Raw genomic sequence first — 16,669 nt, forward strand, 5'->3', positions numbered from 1 at the left:
ATGAGCACATGCAAACAGAGGGGGCTGACGCCTTCCGGTCAGTTCCCTGACAGAAAGCTGACGTGGCCCGGATCACATCGCGAGTTGAGGGGCTGGTGGAGGCGGGGCGGCGCAGGCCTGATCATTACAACTCACTTGAGAACAGTGTGAGTTGATGCGGCGGAGTGACGCTTCGGAGAACAGTTGCGGGTACGTCGCGAGGGCGGTGCCATGTCACATAGCACCGCCCCCATGAGAGAACGGTCAGACCCCTCCGACCCTTTGCTCCCCGCCCGGCCGGCCCCTCCGTCACTCCTCCCCGTCAGCCACCCCCAGCCAATAGCCGAACCCCCTGCGCGTATGGATCAGCACCGGCGCCTCCCGGTCCACCTTGCGGCGCAGACGGGAGACAAGCTGCTCGATCGCGTTGCCGCCGCGGAAGTCGCCCCAGACGTAGCGGCCGATCTGCTCCTTGGACAGCACCCGGTGCGCATTGACGAGGAGGTGGCGCAGCAGCCGGTACTCGGCGGGCGTGAGGTCGAGCGCCCGCGTCCCGCGCCGGGCCTGACATCGGGCGTCGTCCAGGACGAGGTCACGGTAGGCGAGCGCGCCGTCCCGGCGCTGGCCGCGATGCGGGCCGCGCAGCAGGACCCGCATCCTGGCCAGGACCTCGGCCACCCGGAACGGTTTGGTGACGTAGTCCTTCTCTCCCAGGCCCAGTTCGGGCAGCAGGCGGTCCAGGGAGTCGTACGCGGTCAGGAACAGGACCGGCGGGCGGTGGGCGGCCGGCGGGCGGCGCTCCCGGCCGAGGCCCGCGAGGTCCGGCAGTGCAGCGTCGAGGACCACGAGGTCGAAGCGGTGCTCCATGGCCCGCGCCAGCGCCTCGGCCCCGGTGCCCGCCAGGCTGATCCGGTAGCCCGCCAACTCCAGGGTGGTCGACAGCAGTTCGGCGAGATCCGGTTCGCCCGCGACGACCAGGACATGCTGTCCGGCCCCGCGAGCGAGCGCCGGCCTCTCGCTGACGGTGCCGTCGGGGGACGAGGGAGGCATGGCACTCACCCTACCGTTCTGCTTGCCTAACTCAAGTAAATCTCTTCCATTGCTTGACTCAAGTAATCTATCTATGCTTGCCTAACGCAAGCAACCCGTATTGCACCCCCGTCGACTTCGGCCGGCGCCTCATGACCGCGGTGCCGCGGTGGCCGACCCGGCTGCTGCCCGTCGCCGGCGTGGAGAGGTAGGCGCTCACCCGCAAGGGCCCGCACGATCCGCCCGCGGCCGAGCCGGTCGCACGGGAGTCCGCCCGCGTCTGGCCTCGCCCCCTTCCCCCCGAGGGGGTCGCCCGTGCCCAGGACACGGCCGGCCCTCGTTCGTCGTTCCCGGCGGGCATCGCCCACCATGGCTTCCAGGACCCGACCGGAGAGACGCGATGAGCATCCCTTGGCAGCGATACTCGGACGAACCCGCGCGCGCCGTCGACACGATGACGGCCGCGTCCCTGTTCGCCGCGTTCCTCCTCGGCAGCGAGATCCGCGGGCCCGGCACGCACCGGCCGGACGCCGGAGGCCCCGCCGTCGCCCTTGCGGCACTCTTCTGCGGGGCCCTGTTCCGGCAGCGCACCCATCCCCGCACCGTGGTCACGGTGACCGTGCTCGGGGCGGCAGGCGCCGGCTCGCTGGGTCGTCTGCTCACGCCGCTGCTGCCGGCGCCGGTCATCGTCGCGCTGTTCCGGCCGGCCGTCGCCACCGGCCGCGGGACCACTCGGATGTTCTTCCTCGCCACCCTCGCGCCGGTGGTGACCACGGCCTTCGCCGCCGATCCGAGTGATCATCCCTGGCCGCTCAAGACGCTCGGCCCCGGTGCCTGGCTCCTACTGCCGGTGGCCAGGGGCGACGCGGTCCGGATGTGCGGGGTCCATCTGGATGCCGTCCGGGCTCGCGCCGGGTACGCCGAGCGCAGCCGGGAGGAGGCACGGCACCGGGTCGCGGAGGAGCACATACGCATCGCCCGCGAAGTGCACGATGCCGTCGCCCATCACCCGGCCCTGGCCAACGCCCAGCCCGGCACGGCGGCGCATCTCGCCCGCACACATCCCGAGCAGGTCCGGAGGATCCTCACCGACCTCGCCGGTACGACGTCCTCGGCGCTGAGCGAGACGAAGGCCACCGTGGGCGTGCTGCGCCAGCAGGACGACCCAGACGCTCCCCTGGCCCCGAGCCCGAGGCTCGGCCGACTAGACCAGCTGGCGGACGCCTCCAAGTCCACGGGCCTGACCGTCCCGATGACCACGGAGGGCGCGCCGCGGCCGCTGACACCGGGGCTGGACCTGGCGGCGTACGGCGTCGTCCAGGAGGCACCGACCAACGTCGCCGAGCACACCGCGGCCCCGGCCGCGCACGTACACCTGTACTACGGCGACGACCAGCTGACGCTCACCGTCACCGACGACGGCACCTCCACCGCCGCCGCGGCCCCCGCCCCTGTACCCCACGGCTCCCTGACGCCCCACCTCGCTCCTTGACGCGCCGAACCCCGTGACGCATGAACCGCGAACCGTGAGACGACAAGAACGGACACCATGACCATCCGCGTGCTCCTCGCCGACGACCAGGCCCTCCTGCGGGCCACGTTCCGGATCCTGATCGACTCCTGCGACGACATGGAGGTGGTCGCCGAGGCCACCGACGGCGCCGAGGCCGTCGCCCTCGCGCGCGTGCACCACCCCGACCTCGTCCTGATGGACATCCGTATGCCCGGCACCGACGGCCTGGCGGCCACCTCCACCATCTGCGCCGACCCAGAGCTGTCGGACACGCGAGTGCTGATCCTCACCACGTTCGAGATCGACGAGTACGTCGCACAGGCGCTGCGGGCCGGCGCGAGCGGGTTCCTCGGCAAGGACGTGACCGCCGACGTGCTGCTGGACGGCATCCGGACCGTGGTCGTGGGCGAGTCGCTGCTCTCCCCGCTCGCCACGCGCGTGCTGATCACGCGCTTTCTGTCCGCCCCCGCGCAGGGTGCGCGGCCGGCGGCGTCCGAGGGCCTCAGTGCGCTCACCGCCCGCGAGCGCGAGGTGATGGCCTGGGTGGCGGAGGGCCACTCCAACGAGGAGATCGGCGAGAAGCTCTTCGTCAGCCCGCTCACGGTACGCACCCACGTGCACCGCGCGATGACGAAGCTGGGCGCCCGCGACCGCGCCCAGCTCGTCGTCATCGCCTACCAATCGGGGCTCGTGCAGGCGTCACCGCCCGCGGAGCGCTGAAGACTGAGCGCTGAGGGGCTGCGGGCTCAGCCTGCGGAGAGTTTGTCCAGCCACTGCTCCAGCAGAGCGGACTCCGCGGGCGTGAACACGGGGGACTGTTCGGCCCGTAGGCGCGCCGCGAGGGTTGCTGCGGCGACCGGGACCGCGCCGTCCCGTTCGCGCGGCTCAGCCGTGTCGGCCGGGCGGGTCAGCGAGTCGAGCACGGTGTCGCGCAGCCGCTCGGAGAACTGCGCGTCCGGGTACTGCTCGGGTCTGGTCAGCATCGACAGGGCCGCCCCGACATTGGCGGACATGATCATCTGTGTGGCGAGGGCGGGCGGGACGGTGAGCCGGCCGGCGGCGGCGCAGCGTTCGAGGATCCCGTGCAGCAGGGCGTGCGCCTCCTGGGCCGCCGCGGGCGGGGCGGTCAGCTCGGGCGAGTACATCAGGCGGTAATGGTTGGGGTGTTCCAGCGCGAAGCGCATGTGGTTGTCCCAGCCGCTCCTGAGGTCGGCGACGGGGTCGTCGCTGGGCCGGGCCGCCCGCTTGGAGGCGAGGTACTCCGCGAAACCCCGGTCGACGACGGCGGCCAGCAGCCCGGCCTTGTCGCCGAACAGCCGGTAGAGCATCGGCGCCCCCACCCCGGCCGCCTCGCACACCGCGCGCGTCGAGACATCGGCGACCGGCGCCTTGGCCAGCAGGTCCGTGGCCGCTTCCAGGATCTTCTCCCTCGCATCCATGAGCCCACGGTACGCCATTCGTAGCGCCGATACGAAATTGACAGTACCGTCGCTACGAAACTCTGTTATCGTCGATACGAGCAAACCGTATCAGCGCTAACAGAGCGAAGGGTGCAGCCATGACCACTCAGCCCCACACGGACCGGCGCGTCGCGATCGTGACGGGCGGATCGCGCGGCATCGGACAGCAGGTCGCCCAGCGGCTCGCCGCCGACGGGTTCGCGGTCGTCGTCGGGTACGCAGGCAACAAGGACGCGGCCGACGACGTCGTGCGCACCATCGAGGACACCGGCGGCACGTCGTACGCGGCCCGCGCGGACGTCGGTGACGAGAGCGAGGTCGCCGCCCTGTTCGACCTGGCGGAGGCCACATACGGCGGCATCGACGTGGTCGTGCACGCGGCCGGACGGATGGCCCTCTCCCCCTTCGTCGAGCTCGACCTCGGTGAGCTCGACGCCCTGTACCGCACCAACATCCGCGGCACGTTCGTCGTCGACCAGCAGGCCGCCCGCCGGCTGCGCCCGGGCGGAGCACTCGTCAACTTCTCCACGTCGGTGGTGGGTCTCGCCTTCCCCGGCTACGGCGCCTACGCCGCGAGCAAGGGGGCGGTCGAGGCGCTGACGCTGATCCTCGCCCGGGAGATGCGCGGCCGTGACGTGACCGTGAACGCCGTGGCGCCCGGCCCCACCGCCACCGAGCTCTTCCTCGACGGCAAGGACGAGGAGACCGTCGCCCGCCTGGCCGCACAGCCGCCGCTGGAGCGCCTGGGCACGCCGAATGACATAGCAGGCGTCGTGTCCTTCCTCACCGGCCCCGACGGCCGCTGGATCAACGGCCAGGTGCTGCGGGCCAACGGCGGCATCATCTGACGGCACGCGCCGTCCTTCGAGAAGCCAAGTGATCGAGAGATCCAGAGATCGAGAGGACATCGCCATGAGCGACAGCAAGATCATCCTTGTCACCGGCGCCTCCAGCGGTTTCGGCGCCCTCACCGTCCGCGCCCTCGCCGAGCGCGAGCACACGGTCTACGCGGGCATGCGCGCCCTCGGCACACGCAACGCCCGAGCCGCAGCGGACCTGGCCGCCCATGCAGCCGAGCACCGAGTCGACCTGCGCGCCGTGGAACTCGACGTGACACGGCAGGACAGCGCGGACGAGGCCGTCGGCCGCATCGTCGACGAACAGGGGCGCATCGACGTCCTGGTGCACAACGCCGGGCACATGGTGCTGGGCCCGGCCGAGGCCTTCACCCCCGAACAGCTGGCGGACGTCTACGACACCAATGTGCTCGGCACCCAGCGCGTCAACCGGGCGGCCCTCCCCCAGCTGCGCGCGCAGGGACAGGGGCACCTCGTGTGGATCGGTTCCTCCAGCACGCGCGGCGGCTGCCCACCCTTCCTCGCTCCGTACTTCGCGGCGAAGGCCGCCATGGACGCCCTCGCGGTGAGCTATGCCGCCGAGCTCATACGGTTCGGGATCGACACCTCGATCGTCGTGCCGGGTGCCTTCACCTCGGGAACGAACCACTTCGCCCACGCCGGAGCACCGGCCGACGCCGACCGGGCCGCCGCCTACGACGCCCGGTACAAGGCGCTGATGGACGACGTGAACGCGCGGCTGGCCGGGCTGATACCACCCGATGCCGATGTCACGGACGTGGCGGAGGCCGTCGTACGGAGTGTCGAACTGCCGCCCGGCAGGCGGCCGTTCCGGATCCACGTGGACCCGAGCCGCGACGGCAGCGAGGTCGTGTCGGCCGTGGCCGACCGTATCCGCGCCGAGTTCTTCCGCCGTGTGGGGCTCGACGACCTGCTGACGCCGGCCAGCAGCCTGTAAGCAGCGCCGTTCAGGGGAAACCGGCGGGCGGGGCGAATGGCGGCGAGCCGCGCCGTCGACACCTCACCCCGTGACGCTCCCCCTGATCCCGCCCATGCTCGCCACACCGGGCTCCCTGCCGCCCGCCGCGCAGGACGCCCGCTGGGCCTACGAGACCAAGCAGGACGGCCAGCGCGTGGTGGCCTACCTCGAAGGGGACGGCAGCATCCTGCTGCGCGCACGGTCCGGGGAGGAGATCACCGGCGCGTATCCCGAGCTGCGGCCGCTGGGCGAGGCGCTCGGCGCGACCCCGGCCGTGCTGGACGGGGAGGTGCTGGCGCTGGACGAACAGGGCGGCGCCGACTTCCAGTTGCTGCAGTCCCGCATGGGGCTGGCGCACGCCCCCGGCAAGGCGGCGCGGCAGGCGGCGAAGGTGCCCGTGCACCTTGTCCTGTTCGATGTGATGCACCTGGGCGGCCACGACGTCACCGCTCTCTCCTATGCCCTGCGGCGCGAGCAGTTGGAGCGGCTCGGCCTCGACGGCCCGTTCTGGTCCACCCCGGCCGCCCTCATCGGGCACGGCGAACAGGCCTTGCAGGCCACCCGTGAGCACGGTCTGGAGGGTCTGGTCTGCAAGCGGCTGGACTCGGTGTACGAGCCCGGCGTGCGCTCCCGGGCCTGGATCAAGATCCGCAACATGCACAGCGAGGACGTCGTCGTGGGCGGCTGGCTGCCCGGCAAGGGACGGCTGTCGGGACTGCCCGGCGCCGTCCTGGTCGGGCAGCGGGCCGCGGGACGCCTGCGGTACGTCGGGAATGTGGGCACCGGCTGGAGCGAGTCCGAGCGGTCGCAGCTCGCGGAGCTGCTGCGGGCCGCCGCGACCGATGTGTGTCCCTTCGACCCCGTACCGCCGGTCACCGGGGCGCACTGGGTCGTGCCCCGGCTGGTCGGCGAGGTCCGCTACAGCACCCGCACCCGGGCCGGACTGCTGCGCCAGCCGTCCTGGCTGCGGCTCAGGGCCGATCTGGCACCCGAGGACGCGTCGGCCGATATGCCCAACGACCCGACATGAGCGGCCGCCTGACACACCATCACCGTCCGGACAGTGGGCTGCACTCCACCACCGGCACGGCTGCCGCATCCTGGCCGGGGAGTGACAAGCCAAGATGCTGAGCTTCCTTACCACCCACAGCACGTTGGGCTGCATCCGGACCGAAGAAGGACGCAGTGTCGTCACAGAAGTTCACGGCGAATCGCAGGAGATGGCTGACCGGCTTTGGCCGCCCTGCCGCAGGCGCTGACCGCGCATGCGGCGGCCGCCGAGTTCACGTACGGCATCAGAACGCACTGCTACCCCGCCGGACTCCGCGACAAGCTGAGCGCGTGGCCGGAGGTTGCGGAGCAGGCCCTCGCGGCCGCGCAGCGGCGGTCGAACTCGGCGTCGCTCCGGGCTAGTTGCCGCTGACCAGGGCGTCACCCAGACCTGTCCGCCCGTACAACACGTAGTAGCCCTGCCGTCGTGAGTCGAGCAGGCCTGCCTCGCGCAGGGCCGTCAGGTGGGACGACACGGTGGACGGTGCCAGGCCGTGCCGGTGGGCCAGTTCCGTGGTGGAGGCAGGGGCGGAGAGGCCGGCAAGGACGGTGGCACGCTGGTGGCCGAGGAGGCGGGCGAGGGCGTCGGGCGGGCGCGGTGCCGGGGCGGTGTGGAGGCGGCCCATTCCGCGGGCCGGGTAGATGACCGTCGGCTGCCAGGGGCGGGCGAAGCCGCTGACGACGTCCGGCCACACGAACACGCTGGGCATGAGCAGGATGCCGCGCCCGTCGGCCCCTTGGGCGTCCGCGAGGTCGTCGTACATGCGCAGCGTGAGCCGGTGGCCGGCCCAGTCGATACCGGGGTGCAGTTCGGTGAGCAGCGCGTCGAGGCCACCGTCGGCCGCCCGGCGGGAGCGATGGGCGATGTCGGCCTCCAGGACGGCGCGGTGGCGCGGCCAGTCCGGGGCGAGCAGGGCGTGCCAGGCAAGTTCGGTGAGGTCGGCGAGGCGTCGTACGGTTGCGGCGGGGTCGTCGAGTGCTGCGCGGCCCGGGGGCGACTCGGTGAGACCGGGGGTGCACGCGAGCGAACGGGCCATCTCCGCACGGGCCAGGGCGGGGTCCGTGGCGCGCATCCAGGCCAGTTCTTCGTCGATGGAGGGGTACGGCTCGTCGGGCGGCGCCCCGAGGAAGTCCGGGGTGTAGCCGCGGGCGCGCGGGACGAACAGCCACAGGGGCGAGAGGTCGAGGCCGGCGAGGGTACGGCCGAGGCGGCGCAGCCAGGCGCGGTGGTAGCCGTGACGGGCCGGGCGGCGCAGCATGCGCAGGGCCTCGTGGGTCTGGCACAGCGGCGAGATCGCGAACCGACAGCGCGTCAGGTCGTCGGCGCCCAGGTGCAGGGTCAGCGGCAAGGCGGCCTCCGTGAGCGGTTCCCGTCGGATCCGATTCGGTCTGGATCGAAAGAGTAGAAGCCCTCTGCCGGCCCCGGCACGCTGGCCCGGCCGATTCTCGACACCCCGGAGGGCACCTGGATGGGCAGCGTACGTACGGCCGCAGGGCGCAGGGTCGCCGTCGTCGCGGCGCTGATGCTGGCGGCGTTCACGTTCAACACCGCCGAGAACCTTCCCGTGGGCCTGCTGTCGCTCATGGCGGCCGATCTGGGGGTGTCCCTCCCGGCCGTGGGGGCGCTGGTCACCGGGTACGGCCTGACGGTGGCCGTGGTGTCACTGCCCGTCGCCCGTCTCACGCGGTCCGTGCCCCGCCGGCATCTGCTCGCGGGCCTGCTCGGGCTGCTGGCGGCGGCCAGCTGGGTGTCGGCGCTGCAGTCCGTCTCCTACGGTCTGCTGTTGGCGGCGCGGGTGGTCACCGCGCTGGCGCAGGCGACGTTCTGGGTGCTGATGGGGCCGGTCGCGGTCGGGCTGTTCCCGCCCGAACGGCGTGGCCGCGTCATGGGGTTGCTGTCGGTCGGCGGTTCGCTGGCCACGGTGCTCGGGGTGCCGGCCGGGATCTGGCTGGGCGGACGCGGCGGCTGGCAGGCGCCGTTCGTGGTGCTCGGTGGGCTCGCTCTTGTCTCCCTCGTCGTCATCGCCGCCCTGCTGCCGACCTCCCGCCCCCAGGAGAGTCACGCGGCGTACGGTGCCGATCCGGACCGGCGCCGGTTTCTCGTCGTCGTCGCGACCACCGCACTGTCGGTGACCGGGGTGTTCGCGGGGTTCACATATGTCGTCGCCTTTCTCGACGACGTCGGCGGGTTCGGCAAGGACGCGGTGAGCGCCGTCCTGTTCGCGTTCGGGGCGGCCGCGCTGGCCGGTGTCGCGCTCACCGGCCCGCTCCTCGACCGTTTCCCGCGGGCCACGCTCGCCGTGCCGGTGGCGACACAGGCGGCGGCGCTGCTGGGCCTGTATGCGGCCGGGAGCAGTCAGGTGGCGGCGGTCGCGCTGTTCATGCTGCTCGGCGCCTCGGTCGCGCCCGTCTTCACGGCGACGCAGAGCCAGGTGCTGCGGGTGGCGCCGGGACGCACCGAGTCGGCGCTCGCCGCCAACTCGGCCGCCTTCAACGTGGGAGTGGCCCTCGGAGCGCTCATCGGCGGCGGTCTGCTGCATGCCGTCGGGGTGCGCGGACTGTTCCTGGTCGGCGGCCTGCTCACGGTGGGGGCGCTCGCGGTGTTGGCCTGGCCGGAACCGAGGATGTCGGTGGCGCCGGTAAGGCCGCGGTAATCGCCTGGCACGCGGGTGTCCGACGTGGCTACTGTGCGCGCATGAACGGGGAGAAGGCGCAGGTCGACGCACGGGAGCTGTTCGAGGCGCTGCGCGACCACACCGGGCCGGACGTGTTCGCGACCGTGGTGGAGCCGTGGCTCGGCCGGGCCGCGGGCGGGTATCGCCAGGAGCTCGTCGAGGGCGTCGGACGGTTGGGCGAGTACGCCGTCGCCGGATCGGACGAGCAGTGCGTGGAGCTGCTGTGGGAGCTGTACGCGCTCAGCCGTGTCAGTGACGTGCTCCTGCTGGCCTTCCAGCCCCGCACCGACGAGGACGAGCCCTGGGCGGCGACCGTCACGATGGCTCAGTACCTGGAGCTGTTCACGCGCCTGGGCATGACGCCGTTCGAGGAGTCGCCGGTCTTCGATCCCTTCCTGCACGAGATCGTGGAGGTCGAGCAGGCGGAGGATCCGGACGAGCCGATCCGTGTGACCGAAGTCGTCTGGCCCGGGCTGTGGTTCGGGCATCTGCTGTTCGGCCGGGCGGGGGTGCGGGTGCGTGCGGGCGTCCGGCACGCCGAGCGCGGGGTGGCCGACCGGGCCCCGCTGTATTGGACCTACCGGCGCCGGCACCGCCCCACGGTCGACGAGTCCATGGGCTGGGGCAGCAACTCTCAGTGGCGCACCGGCTTCCGGGTGGACCTGCGTACCGCGGACGGATACGAGCTCAATGTCTTCGGGGGCGGCGACATCGACGACACCGAGGGTTTCACCGACGCCTCCCTGACGCCGCGGGAACGGCGTGAACTTCTGCGTCACCGCTGCCTGCTGCGCAGGCCGGTGCATGTGGCCCTGCTCGCGGCGACGCCTCGCTGGCAGGAGGACCTGTACCCGTTCCGCGGACACCTGCGCATACCCACGGCGTGATTCGGGTCCCGAATGGGGTGGTACCGCACGAGCCGCCCCTCGCGGGGGTCTATCGTGTCCGCATGTCCGTCCCCGAAATGATCCGCATCGTCTCTCGCGACTCCCCCATGGCGCTGGCCCAAGTGGAGCGTGTGCGCGCCGAGTTGGCGGTCCTGCATCCCGGTGTGCGCACCGAGGTCGTGCCGGTGAAGACGACCGGTGACAAGTGGATGGGTGATCTGTCCAAGGTGGAGGGCAAGGGGGCGTTCACCAAGGAGGTGGATGCCGCGCTCCTCGCGGGCGAGGCCGATCTCGCGGTGCACTGCGTCAAGGATGTGCCCGCCGACCGGCCGCTTCCGGCGGGGACGACGTTCGCCGCGTTCCTGAAGCGGGACGACATCCGCGATGCCCTCGTCCATCCGGGCGGTCTCACCCTGGACGATCTGCCGGACGGAACCCGGATCGGCACCTCCTCGGTGCGCCGGGTCGCCCAACTGGCCGCCACCCACCCGCACCTGGAGTGTGTGCCGTTCCGTGGAAACGCGAATCGGCGGCTGGCGAAGCTGGCGGCCGGTGAGGCGGACGCGCTGCTGCTGGCGGTGTCGGGGCTGGAGCGTATCGGCCGCGAGGACGTGATCAGCGAGGTCCTCTCCCCCGAGACGATGATGCCGCCGATCGGCGCGGGCATCCTCGCCCTGCAGTGCCGGGAGGGCGACAGCGACCTCATCGACGCGGTGAGCGGGCTGGGGGATCCGGACACGCATCGGGAGGCCACCGCGGAGCGCATGTTCCTGCATGTGCTCCAGGGGCACTGCAACAGCCCGATCGCCGGGTACGCGCGCGTGGACCACGGCGGCGAACTGTCCCTGCGGGCCTGCGTGTTCACGCCGGACGGCAAGACCCGCCTGAACGCCCACGAGTGGGCCGGCCGGCTGGACCCCGCCACGCTGGGCACGTCGGTGGCGGTGGCGCTGCTGCGTCAGGGTGCCCGGGAGATCATCGACGGCATCCCGCACTGAGGCGGGCGCGGGTCAGGCGGTGCCCTCTTCCGCCTGGTCGCGCAGGAAGTTGCTCACCTGGTGGGCCAGGCCGCCGTCCCGCCCGGGGCAGGCGTGGGCGCCGACGGGCTCCTCGTGGAGTCCGATGCCGCCGACCCACAGCCGGCGATCGGCCCACTCCTCGTCGGCCCGCAGCTGGATCTGTACGTCGATCTGGCTCAGGCCGGCCTCCGGACCGGCCGCGTACAGCACGACGGTGGCCCGGCGCAGCGGGTAGACGTCGAAGCCCTCGATGAACTGCGAGTTGCGCCAGTCGATGAACGCGGCCTCGCCGTCGGGGCCGAGACGCACATCGATCTGGCCGTCCTCGAGGTGGATGGTGGAGTGCCGGCTGCCGCGGTTCTCGACGGTGACCCGGAGGCTGAAGTAGGTCAGCCCGGCGGCCGCCTCGTCCCGTCCGCGCGGGGGCTCGGCGGCTTCCAGACGGTGGACGCGGACACGCAGGCCGGCATGCTCGTCGTACTCCTGCCAGTCCCCGACCACGTTCGGCTCGTACACAGTCCACCTCATCGACTTCAGAGAGCTGCTTCCTATCTGTGCGCTCAGTGCACTGTCAAATGAGCAGAATGCGCTGTGGCCAGCGAATTCACCCCCTTTGATCGGCGATCAAGCCGTGCGCAGGAAGGATGGGCGGACGGGCGGTACGGATGTTCACGCGCGCGTGCCGCACATCACGTTCCGGTACATGATCAGCGGGCCAGCCGGCCGAGGAGCGAGGAGGCCGCGGTGATGCCGAGCGCGGCGGCCACGAGCAGCACTCCGAAGTCGAGGGCCACGTGCGCGTGCGTGCCGAGGAGGAGGCCGCGCAGGGCGTCCACCTGGTAGCTCAGCGGGTTGCCCTTGCTGATGGCCTGGAGCCAGCCCGGCATGACGGACACGGGGTACAGGGCGTTCGAGCCGAAGAACAGCGGCATCGTGATGGCCTGTCCGAAGCCCATGAGGCGATCGCGGTTGAGGACGATACCGGCGATGGTCATCGACAGGCAGGAGAAGAAGGCGGAGCCGAGGACCACGATCGCGGCGACGCCGAGCAGCTTCAGCGGGTTCCAGGTCATCGCGACCCCGAGCAGTGCCGCGATGATGAGGACGACGACGGCCTGGATCAGGGATTTCACGCCGGCCGCGAACGCCTTGCCGGTGATCAGGGCCGAGCGCGGGGTGGGCGTGACCAGCAGCTTGTTGAGGATGCCGGCGTCGCGCTCCCAGATGATCTGGATGCCGTAGAAGATGGCGATGAACATCGCGGACTGGGCGATGATGCCGGGCGCCAGGTAGTCGACGTAGGGGATGCCGCCGGTGGGGATCGCCTTGATCCGGGTGAAGGTCTGGCCGAAGATCAGCAGCCACAGGGCGGGCTGCACGGCGCGGGTGTAGAGCTCGGTGCGGTCGTGGCGCAGTTTCTGCAGTTCGACGGCACACATCGCGAACACGCGGGCGGGCAGCAGCTGCCAGCCGGGGCGGGGCCGGGGCGGCCGTAGGAGCAGGTCGATGCCGGCTGCGCGGGTGGGGTCAGCCGACGCGGTGCGCGGTGCGGCGGGTGCTTCGGACATCGCGGAAATCTCCTGCCTGGTCGTCGAGGCCGCTGCCCGCGACGTCGCGGAAGACGTCCTCCAGCGTGGGCAGCGGGTCGGTGGCCGCCGCGCCCGCGGCGCGCCGGCGCTCGCCGAGCCCCTCCCTGAGCTCGTCCGGGGTGCCGAGGGCCCGGATGCGGCCGCGGTGCATCAGGGCGACCCGGTCGCAGTACTGGTCGGCCTCGTCCATGTAGTGGGTGGTCACCAGCACGGTCATGCCGGTGGCGGCGCGTACGGCGTTGATGTGCTGCCACACTCCGGTGCGGGCGATCGGGTCGAGGCCGATGGTGGGCTCGTCGAGGATCAGCAGCCGGGGTGCGCTGACCAGGGCCTGCGCGAGTTCGAGGCGGCGGACCATGCCGCCGGAGTAGGTGCCGGCCAGTCGGTCGGCGGCGTCGGTGAGGCCGACGGCGGTCAGGGCCTGGCCGACGCGGTCGGCGCGTTCGCGGCGGGGGACGTCGAAGACGCGGGCGAACAGGGCGATGTTCTCGCGGCCGGTGAGTCCGGAGTCGGCGGACAGCTGCTGCGGCACGTAGCCGAGCAGGCGCCGTACGGCCATCCGGTCCCTGGCCGCGTCGTGGCCGAAGACGCTGACCATCCCGGCGGGGACCGGCAGCAGCGTGGTGATGCAGCGGATCGCGGTCGTCTTTCCGGCGCCGTTGGGTCCGAGCAGGCCGAAGACCTCGCCCTCGGCCACCGACAGTTCCAGTCCGTCCACCGCGTTGGTCTCGCCGAAGGCGTAGGCGAGTCCGGTGCAGGCGACGGCCTCGCCCTGCCCGGTGCCGGCGTTCCGCGTCATGTCTCCTCGGCCTCCTCGTGCAGGGTGTCGGCCAGCTTGCGCAGGGCCGGGATCGCGTCACGCAGGGTCTCCCGGTCCGTCTCGTCGAGACGGGACAGCCCGCCGCGTACGAGCTCGGCGCGCCGTTTGCGCCACTCGGCGAGTCGGGCCTCGGCCGCGGGTGTCGGCATCAGCCGGGCGGCGCGTCGGTCGGCGGGATCGGTCTCACGCACCAGATAGCCCTGCCGGGACAACTGGTTGACCAGCGTCGACACCGAATTGCCGGCCAGGTACAGATCCTTGGCGGCGTCGGAAATGCCGATGCCCGGCCGGGTCACGACCAGGCGCAGCAGTTCGACCTCGGCGCCGCGCAGCTGGGGGGCGATCTGCGGGCGCAGGCGGCGCCGGAGGAGCCGCTGGACGCCGATGAGGGCGTCGATCAGCTCGTCCGGGAAGGCTTCCGGTTCCACATCAGCAGATTATCTCTGTAGCAGAGGTAATGAACCCAACGGACGGTCAAGCACCCAGCGGCCTTCCTTAATGCACCGTTTTGTTTGTGATATACGGATTCCGGGCATGAGCCTTGAAGTGCTTCGGACAGGAGGCACGTCCGTGGGAGCCGGTCGGGCCCCGGATGTCTCCGCAGGTCCGTGTCCGCATCTCCCATGGCGCCCGTCCCCTCGGCACCGCCTCAGGGAGGTGCGCACCATGAGTGTCGCCAGCGCCGGCACGAAACCCCACCCGCACGACGACGCCCCCGACACCGGCGAGGCGTTCGCACGGCTCGCGCGGCTGTCCGAAGGGCCGCAGCGCAGACAGCTGCGGGACCAGCTGGTCCAGGCCTGGCTGCCCATGGCCGAGCGGATCGCCGTCCGCTTCAAGGGGCGCGGAGAATCCCTGGAGGACCTGTACCAGGTCGCAGCCCTGGGCCTGGTCAAAGCGGTCGACCACTACGACCCGGCCCGCGGCCACGCCTTCGAGGCGTACGCGGTGCCGACCGTCACCGGGGAGATCAAGCGGCACTTCCGCGACCACATGTGGACGCTGCATGTCCCGCGCCGGGTGCAGGACCTGCGCAACCGGGTGCGGCAGGCCGCGAAGGAGCTGTCCCAGACCATCCCGGGGCGGGGACCCACCGTCGCCGAGATCGCCCGGCAGGCGCACCTGAGCGAGGGCGAGGTGCGCACCGGGATGGAAGCCCTGGAGTGCTTCACCGCGCTGTCCCTGGACGCCGAGATGCCCGGCACCGACGGTTACGCCCTGGCGGACGCGATCGGCGGCCCCGATCCGGCCTATGACGTGGTCGTCGACCGGGTGGCGGTGGGGCCCTGTCTGCAGGCACTCCCGGAGCGCGAGCGCACCATCCTGTATCTGCGCTTCTTCGGGGGCATGACGCAAAGCCGTATCGCCCAGCAGCTCGGCATCTCGCAGATGCATGTCTCCCGGCTGCTCAGCGGGTGCTTCGACCAGCTCCGCGCGGAGCTACTCGCGGAGACCGGCTGAGCGGTGGCACCGTCCGGCCGTACAGGGTCCGGTCGTCTCACCGCTCCGGTGGGGCCTCGGGGATCTGTGTGGGGCCGTAGCGGTCCAGGGCGTCCTCCAGCTCGCACCTGATCTCCGGGGGCAGCTCCCCGTTGCGCCCCCAGATGAGGATGAGTTCGGCAACATTGCGGAGCTTGATGTTCGTGTGCTGGGAGACGTCCTTCAGCACCGCCCACCCCTCGTCCGGCGTCACCCGGCCCAGCGCGACCATCATCCCGATCGCCTGGTCCACGACGGCGTGCGAGACGACGGCTTCCTTCAGCTGATCGACTTCTTCCTGCAGTGCGAAGATGCGTTCCGTCTCGTCGGCAGGTTCGTGCGGTACCTGTGCCACTCATCCATAGTGGCACTCACTCTGCCCGCTGCCACCGGGCGGCAGACGGCCACAGCACCCGTTTCGGCCCCACCCGGGGGGTACTCGGCAGGCGCATCGTGCGGTTCCGGTTGGACACTGGTACGAGACCGGTGGCTGCCGGTGGACGAGACCAGGACGCGACTGCCATGAATCACGACACCTCACGCCCCCGCGGCGTGACGCACATCGTCACCTCGCACTCCGTGTTCGGGGCCCCGTGCTGGGTGAGCCTGACCAGCCGCGATGTCGACGCCACCGAGGACTTCTACCGGGCCGTGCTGGGCTGGGAGTGGCGCTCCGCCAAGCTCGGCGACCGCTTCCGGATGGCTCTGGTGGACGGGATTCCCGTGGCCGGGATCGCCGCCGTCGCCGACATGTGGCAGATGGCGGTGGCCTGGACGCCGTACTTCGCCGTGCCCAGCGCGGACGAGGCCGTGGCGCGGGCCCAGGAGCGGGGCGGGACGGCCGCGGTCGGCCCGATCTCCTTCCCACCGGGACGGGCGGCGCTGCTGGCCGACCGGGACGGGGCGACCTTCGGGATCTGGGAAGGGGCGCTGGTCGTCGACTGGGAGAAGTGGCGGCAAGCGGCCCCGACCTTCATCAGGCTGCACACCCGCGACGCCTTCGACGCCGCGATCTTCTACGGCGAGGTGCTGGACTGGGCCTCCGAGCGGTCCGGCTGCTGCGAGGTCCGTTACGAGGGCGGCGAGGTGGTGCTGCGCAGCCAGGGCGACATCGTGGCGCGCATCGAGTCCGGGGCCCTGGGGGCGGAGCCCGACCCCACCATCCGGCCCCACTGGCAGATCCACTTCGCCGTCGAGGACGTGGCGGCCTGTGTACGGGCCGCCGAGGTGCACGGCGGCAGCGTTCTGTCGAAGGGGAGCGACGAGGCGGTGCTGCGCGATGCGGACGGTGCGCAGTTCACTGTGACCTCGCGTCACAGTGAACGGTAGGGGC

At 71.5% G+C, this 16,669-nt stretch carries 18 protein-coding genes; 10 read left to right on the plus strand and 8 right to left on the minus strand.

The window, feature by feature from the left end; translation table 11 throughout:
- Window positions 1-288: 288 nt before the first annotated feature.
- Window positions 289-1,029 (minus strand): response regulator transcription factor, encoded by a 741-nt coding sequence (locus P2Q00_RS04005; protein WP_275769609.1) that lies wholly within the window; start codon window positions 1,027-1,029, stop codon window positions 289-291.
- Window positions 1,030-1,408: 379 nt separating this feature from the next.
- On the opposite strand from P2Q00_RS04005, the gene P2Q00_RS04010 reads away from it, so the two are divergent.
- Together P2Q00_RS04010 and P2Q00_RS04015 are read left to right on the plus strand one after the other, a co-directional pair.
- A complete protein-coding gene (locus P2Q00_RS04010; RefSeq protein WP_275769612.1) occupies window positions 1,409-2,500 on the plus strand; it encodes a sensor histidine kinase in 1,092 nt (363 codons plus the stop codon).
- 57 nt (window positions 2,501-2,557) lie between these two features.
- On the plus strand, window positions 2,558-3,241 hold the full coding sequence (locus P2Q00_RS04015) for a response regulator transcription factor (RefSeq protein ID WP_275769614.1): 684 nt from the start codon (window positions 2,558-2,560) through the stop codon (window positions 3,239-3,241).
- A gap of 26 nt (window positions 3,242-3,267) precedes the next feature.
- Here the strand turns inward: P2Q00_RS04015 and P2Q00_RS04020 are convergent, their stop codons facing one another.
- Window positions 3,268-3,960 carry a TetR/AcrR family transcriptional regulator gene (locus P2Q00_RS04020; protein ID WP_275769616.1) on the minus strand — a complete coding sequence of 231 codons (693 nt, stop codon included), beginning with the start codon at window positions 3,958-3,960 and terminating at the stop codon, window positions 3,268-3,270.
- Window positions 3,961-4,079: 119 nt separating this feature from the next.
- Between P2Q00_RS04020 and P2Q00_RS04025 the strand changes: the two genes are divergently transcribed.
- From P2Q00_RS04025 to ligD, 3 genes are all read left to right on the plus strand, one after another.
- Window positions 4,080-4,829, plus strand: coding sequence for an SDR family oxidoreductase (locus P2Q00_RS04025; RefSeq protein ID WP_275769617.1), 750 nt, complete (start codon window positions 4,080-4,082; stop codon window positions 4,827-4,829).
- A 64-nt stretch (window positions 4,830-4,893) separates the two neighbouring features.
- On the plus strand, window positions 4,894-5,796 hold the full coding sequence (locus P2Q00_RS04030; protein ID WP_275769619.1) for an SDR family NAD(P)-dependent oxidoreductase: 903 nt from the start codon (window positions 4,894-4,896) through the stop codon (window positions 5,794-5,796).
- Window positions 5,797-5,866: 70 nt separating this feature from the next.
- The gene (gene ligD / locus P2Q00_RS04035; protein ID WP_275769622.1) at window positions 5,867-6,847 is read left to right on the plus strand and encodes a non-homologous end-joining DNA ligase; all 981 of its coding nucleotides are present in this window, start codon (window positions 5,867-5,869) and stop codon (window positions 6,845-6,847) included.
- A 379-nt stretch (window positions 6,848-7,226) separates the two neighbouring features.
- Here the strand turns inward: ligD and P2Q00_RS04040 are convergent, their stop codons facing one another.
- Window positions 7,227-8,216, minus strand: a complete 990-nt coding sequence (locus P2Q00_RS04040; protein ID WP_275769624.1) for an ArsR/SmtB family transcription factor — start codon at window positions 8,214-8,216, stop codon at window positions 7,227-7,229.
- Between the two features lie 120 nt (window positions 8,217-8,336).
- Between P2Q00_RS04040 and P2Q00_RS04045 the strand changes: the two genes are divergently transcribed.
- The 3 genes from P2Q00_RS04045 (at window position 8,337) to hemC (ending at window position 11,427) form a co-directional block, all read left to right on the plus strand.
- Window positions 8,337-9,521, plus strand: coding sequence for an MFS transporter (locus P2Q00_RS04045; RefSeq protein ID WP_275769626.1), 1,185 nt, complete (start codon window positions 8,337-8,339; stop codon window positions 9,519-9,521).
- Window positions 9,522-9,562: 41 nt separating this feature from the next.
- Complete coding sequence (locus P2Q00_RS04050) at window positions 9,563-10,429, plus strand: hypothetical protein (protein WP_275769627.1); 867 nt, start codon at window positions 9,563-9,565, stop codon at window positions 10,427-10,429.
- Window positions 10,430-10,491: 62 nt separating this feature from the next.
- Entirely contained in the window at window positions 10,492-11,427 is a 936-nt protein-coding gene (gene hemC / locus P2Q00_RS04055; RefSeq protein WP_275769628.1) for a hydroxymethylbilane synthase, read from the plus strand.
- A gap of 12 nt (window positions 11,428-11,439) precedes the next feature.
- Here the strand turns inward: hemC and P2Q00_RS04060 are convergent, their stop codons facing one another.
- The 4 genes from P2Q00_RS04060 to P2Q00_RS04075 all read right to left on the minus strand — a co-directional run bounded on the left by P2Q00_RS04060 (window position 11,440) and on the right by P2Q00_RS04075 (window position 14,285).
- A complete protein-coding gene (locus P2Q00_RS04060; RefSeq protein ID WP_275770720.1) occupies window positions 11,440-11,964 on the minus strand; it encodes a hypothetical protein in 525 nt (174 codons plus the stop codon).
- A 191-nt stretch (window positions 11,965-12,155) separates the two neighbouring features.
- Window positions 12,156-13,016: an ABC transporter permease gene (locus P2Q00_RS04065; RefSeq protein ID WP_275769630.1), complete on the minus strand. Its 861-nt coding sequence runs from the start codon at window positions 13,014-13,016 to the stop codon at window positions 12,156-12,158.
- Window positions 12,976-13,836 (minus strand): ABC transporter ATP-binding protein, encoded by an 861-nt coding sequence (locus tag P2Q00_RS04070; RefSeq protein WP_275769631.1) that lies wholly within the window; start codon window positions 13,834-13,836, stop codon window positions 12,976-12,978. The genes P2Q00_RS04065 and P2Q00_RS04070 overlap by 41 nt, the downstream gene beginning before the upstream one ends.
- A complete protein-coding gene (locus P2Q00_RS04075; protein ID WP_275769632.1) occupies window positions 13,833-14,285 on the minus strand; it encodes a MarR family winged helix-turn-helix transcriptional regulator in 453 nt (150 codons plus the stop codon). The genes P2Q00_RS04070 and P2Q00_RS04075 overlap by 4 nt, the downstream gene beginning before the upstream one ends.
- 238 nt (window positions 14,286-14,523) lie before the next feature.
- Here P2Q00_RS04075 and P2Q00_RS04080 point away from each other — a divergent pair, with 238 nt between their 5' ends.
- On the plus strand, window positions 14,524-15,318 hold the full coding sequence (locus P2Q00_RS04080) for a SigB/SigF/SigG family RNA polymerase sigma factor (protein WP_275769633.1): 795 nt from the start codon (window positions 14,524-14,526) through the stop codon (window positions 15,316-15,318).
- Window positions 15,319-15,355: 37 nt separating this feature from the next.
- Here P2Q00_RS04080 and P2Q00_RS04085 read toward each other — a convergent pair whose 3' ends face one another.
- Window positions 15,356-15,691, minus strand: coding sequence for an ANTAR domain-containing protein (locus P2Q00_RS04085; protein WP_275769634.1), 336 nt, complete (start codon window positions 15,689-15,691; stop codon window positions 15,356-15,358).
- A gap of 167 nt (window positions 15,692-15,858) precedes the next feature.
- Between P2Q00_RS04085 and P2Q00_RS04090 the strand changes: the two genes are divergently transcribed.
- On the plus strand, window positions 15,859-16,665 hold the full coding sequence (locus tag P2Q00_RS04090; protein WP_275769635.1) for a VOC family protein: 807 nt from the start codon (window positions 15,859-15,861) through the stop codon (window positions 16,663-16,665).
- Window positions 16,666-16,669: the final 4 nt, after the last annotated feature.

The organism is Streptomyces coacervatus, assembly GCF_029223485.1.
GTDB lineage: Bacteria > Actinomycetota > Actinomycetes > Streptomycetales > Streptomycetaceae > Streptomyces > Streptomyces coacervatus.